Below are 229 nucleotides of genomic sequence, written 5' to 3'. Positions count from 1 at the left end.
TCCGTCGTCGGCAGCGTCAGATGTGTATAAGAGACAGGGGGATCCCCGGGTCGGCTGCCCCGACGAACGTCAGAGGCGACTCGGGGCTGCTCCCGGAGGCCGCAGCGGTGAGTCCGATGCCCTGCTGGGCCTGTCTCTTATACACATCTCCGAGCCCACGAGACGGAGCTACATCTGGTATGTCGTTTTTTGTTTTGGAAAGGGGGGGGGGGGGGGGGGGGGGGGGGGG

At 65.5% G+C, this 229-nt stretch carries 1 protein-coding gene; it reads right to left on the bottom strand.

Annotation, left to right across the window (positions count from 1 at the left end; genetic code table 11):
- Positions 1-16 precede the first annotated feature (16 nt).
- Positions 17-145, bottom strand: a complete 129-nt coding sequence (locus ACR9ZK_RS22875) for a hypothetical protein (RefSeq protein ID WP_481344211.1) — start codon at positions 143-145, stop codon at positions 17-19.
- Positions 146-229 lie beyond the last annotated feature (84 nt).

This window comes from Monashia sp. HAY1-5C, from assembly GCF_056755255.1.
Note: the sequence above shows the minus strand (reverse complement) of the source record. Positions and strands in the feature narration are given on the sequence as shown.